4 protein-coding genes are annotated in these 3,426 nt (G+C 62.4%); all 4 read right to left on the bottom strand.

The annotated features are described in order from the left end of the window. Nucleotides 1-596, bottom strand: a 596-nt coding sequence (locus tag ACIQ36_RS19430) for a POTRA domain-containing protein (protein WP_395832433.1), incomplete at its 3' end; no start/stop codon positions are given. A 121-nt stretch (nt 597-717) separates the two neighbouring features. Continuing rightward, nucleotides 718-1,839, bottom strand: coding sequence for an RIP metalloprotease RseP (gene rseP, locus ACIQ36_RS19435; RefSeq protein ID WP_395832435.1), 1,122 nt, complete (start codon nt 1,837-1,839; stop codon nt 718-720). A gap of 9 nt (nt 1,840-1,848) precedes the next feature. Next, complete coding sequence (locus ACIQ36_RS19440; protein ID WP_395832437.1) at nt 1,849-3,018, bottom strand: 1-deoxy-D-xylulose-5-phosphate reductoisomerase; 1,170 nt, start codon at nt 3,016-3,018, stop codon at nt 1,849-1,851. Further along, the coding region (locus tag ACIQ36_RS19445) for a phosphatidate cytidylyltransferase (protein WP_395832439.1) at nt 3,015-3,426 on the bottom strand (412 nt) is incomplete at its 5' end. The genes ACIQ36_RS19440 and ACIQ36_RS19445, both read right to left, overlap by 4 nt.

Below are 3,426 nucleotides of genomic sequence, written 5' to 3' on the forward strand. Positions count from 1 at the left end.
TCACCTTCCTTCACTTCGAAGACGATATCGACGCGGTTTTGGTCGAGTTGGATAATCTTCGGCTCAATTGCCGCCGCAAATCGGCTGTTTTTCCGGTAAATATCCAGCAAGCGCTGTACGTCGGCCTGAAGTTTGCTGCGCGTATACACGACGCGCGGCCGCAACTGCATTTCGACCAGCAGGTCTTTTTCTTCGAGCTTATCCAGCCCTTCGAACGCGATGCGGTTGACGATGGGGTTTTCGACCACGCGCACGACAAGAATATCGCCGCGATCAATCCCCACGCTCACATCGGCGAAAAGGCCGGTGGCAAACAGGGTTTTCAGCGACTTATCGACAATATCCGCCGTTACAGGCTCGCCTAAGCGGATATTGAGATAGTTGCGCACCGTATCGGGCTCGATACGCTGGGTGCCTTCGACGCGAATGGTCTGGATCACCACCTGCGGCGCGCTGGTCGCCGCCTGCGGGGCCGGGCGCGCTGCGGGCGCAGCCGGGCCTTGGCCTTGAGCGAAAGCCATCGGCGTTACAAGCGCGCTGGCGGTCCAAGCAACCCCGGCCAAAAGCAGGGCGGTTCGATTTTTAGTCCGTGTCATGATCTGCCGTTGCGCGCGAGTAATTTCAACGCTCCCGTTCTGGAAGCGCCCATCCGTGGGGCGTCGAGCCGTCATCGCATCTGTACTCCGTCTTCGCCCCAAATCCTAGACCCAGCAAGTCCTACACCAAGGAAGCCACCCACGCAAAGACTCGCAACTGCACAAGATCATTCCAGGTGGCAAAAACCATCAAACACAGAATGGCGGTCAGGCCGATAGCCGCACCAACCTCCTGCACCCGCTTGCCCAAGGGCCGCCGAAACACGGCTTCCGCAGCATAATACAGCAGATGGCCGCCATCCAACACCGGCACCGGCATCAGATTGATAAGACCGAGATTAATCGAGAGCAGCGCCAGAAACCAGACGACGCTCACCGCGCTTGTCCGCGCCACTTCGCCAGACATTTGCGCAATGCGCAGCACACCACCGATTTCCTTGGTATCGCGCTCGCCTCGGATCATCTGCCCCAGCGCATGCAGCGTGCCGGTGGTGATCGTCCAGGTTTCCTTAACCGCCTGGACCGTCGCCGTGAACGGGTCGTGCTGGACCATCTGCCCCGCCCCGGCCCCGATCCCCAGATAACCAAGCTGCTGCGTGCCGCCAAAGCGGTCTTCGATCGTTCGAACCCCGGTTTTGACCGGCAAGGTCAGGGTCGAACCGCCCCGCTCCACGGCGATGGGCAGGGTTTGGCCCGGACGGGCTTGCACGACGCGCTGAATATCTTCGAAGCGCTCGACACTCTGCCCATCGACCGAGACTACCTTATCGCCCGCCAGAAGCCCTGCGGCGGCGGCGGGAGCACCGTCGACCACCGTGCCGATCACAGGCGAGGTGGTGGGCTGCCCGACAAAAATGAACAACCCCGTTAGCAGGATAATCGCAAACGCAAAATTCGCCAGCGGCCCGCCCGCAACAATCGCCGCGCGCCAGGACAAGGACTTATACTGAAACGCGCCCTGGCGTTCTTCCGCCGTCATCGGGCGATCATCGATGCCGACGCTGGCCGGGTTCATATCGCCGGACATTTTTACGTAGCCGCCAAGCGGCAGCGCGCAAAACTTCCAGCGCACGCCGTCTTTCGCCGTCCGACCGAAAAGTTCCGGGCCGAAACCGATGGAGAAAACCTCTACCTTCACCCCGGCGCGCTTTGCGACCCAATAGTGACCATATTCATGCACGAACACGAGTACGGTCAGAATGACCAGGAAGGGGAGAAGATAGTCACCGAGAATCTGCATCATATATCCTGCTCAGGCTACCAATTGGCGGACGAAACTTTCCGCTTCGCGCCGGGCAGCGTTATCCAGTGCCAACACAGCTTCGAGGTTGGCCGGCACATGCCCCGGCACCGTTTCTAGCACGCGCGCCACCACGTCGGCGATAGCCCCGAACGGCAAGCGATGGGCCAGAAAGGCGGCAACCGCCACTTCGTTTGCCGCATTCAACAAGGTTGGGGCTCCCGCCCCCGCTCGCAAGGCCTGCCGCGCGAGGCGCAGCGCGGGAAAGCGCGTTTCATCCGGCGCTTCGAAGGTAAGCCCCCCGAGCGCCACCAGATCGAGCTTTGCTACCGGCACCGCCAACCGCTCCGGCCAGCCCAGGGCATAGGCAATGGGCGTTCGCATATCGGGCGAGCCCAATTGCGCCAGCACCGAGCCGTCACAATAAACCACCGCACTGTGAATGACCGATTGCGGGTGAATGAGAATCTCGATTTGCGGTTCCGGCAGGGCGAAGAGGTAATGGGCCTCGATGAGTTCCAGCCCCTTATTCATCATCGTTGCGCTATCAACCGAGATTTTGGCGCCCATCGACCAATTGGGATGGGCTACCGCCTGCGCCGGGGTCGCCGTGGCCATTGCCGCCGCCGTCCAGGTGCGGAACGGCCCGCCCGACGCCGTGAGCAAAATCTTATCGATAGCAGCGCGCCCCTCGGTCTCAAAGACCTGGAAAATAGCGTTATGCTCACTATCGACCGGCAATAGCCGCGCGCCGGTTCGGGCGACGGTCTGCATGACCAAATCGCCCGCCGAGACCAGCACTTCCTTATTGGCGAAAGCGACCGTCGTGCCGCGCTCAAGTGCCGCCAACGTGGGCGCAAGCCCCGCCGCGCCAACAATCGCCGCCATCAGAATATCAACAGGACGCTCCGCCGCCGCCACAACCGCCGCTTCGCCCGCCGCAACCTCGATCCCCGTGCCCGCGAGCCCATCGCGCAAGGCAGCGTAGCCCGCATCGTCGGCAATCACGGCGATACGGGGCCGAAACGCCCGCGCATCGCGGATAAGCCCGTCGACATTCTTACCCGCCACCAGGGCTTCCAGGGCGAAGCGATCCCCATGGTGGCGGATTACGTCGAGCGTGCTCTGCCCCACCGAGCCGGTGGACCCGAGGATGGTAACGCGCCGTTTCGCCCCGCTCATGGCGTGAGACTCCATCCAAAAAACGCAACGAGCAGCACCAGAACCAGGGCGACCGGCATCAACCCATCAACCCGATCCAGAATGCCGCCGTGACCGGGGATCATCCGCCCGGAATCTTTAACGCCCGCGTGCCGCTTTAGCGCCGATTCAGCCAGATCACCCGTTTGCGCCACCACGGCGAGCCCCGCGCCCAACAGAGCAAGCAGCGGCCCCGAACCCCCAACCGATGTGCCGATCAGTGCCCCAATGCCGCCCGCCGCCGCCATTCCACCGATCAGCCCGGCCCAGGTTTTATTCGGCGAGATTGTCGGCGCGAGGCGCGGGCCACCGATCATACGCCCAACGAAATAGGCCCCTGTATCGGTCGCCCACACCACGCCCCTCAGCCACAGCACCATCTCGCGGCCC

The sequence above is a fragment of the Elstera sp. genome (assembly GCF_044372965.1).
GTDB lineage: Bacteria > Pseudomonadota > Alphaproteobacteria > Elsterales > Elsteraceae > Elstera.

Coding starts and splice junctions, on each gene's coding strand:
- ACIQ36_RS19440 (WP_395832437.1), bottom strand. CDS start 3,018: ATGAGCGGGGCGAAACGGCGCGTTACCATCCTCGGGTCCACCGGCTCG.
- rseP (WP_395832435.1), bottom strand. CDS start 1,839: ATGATGCAGATTCTCGGTGACTATCTTCTCCCCTTCCTGGTCATTCTG.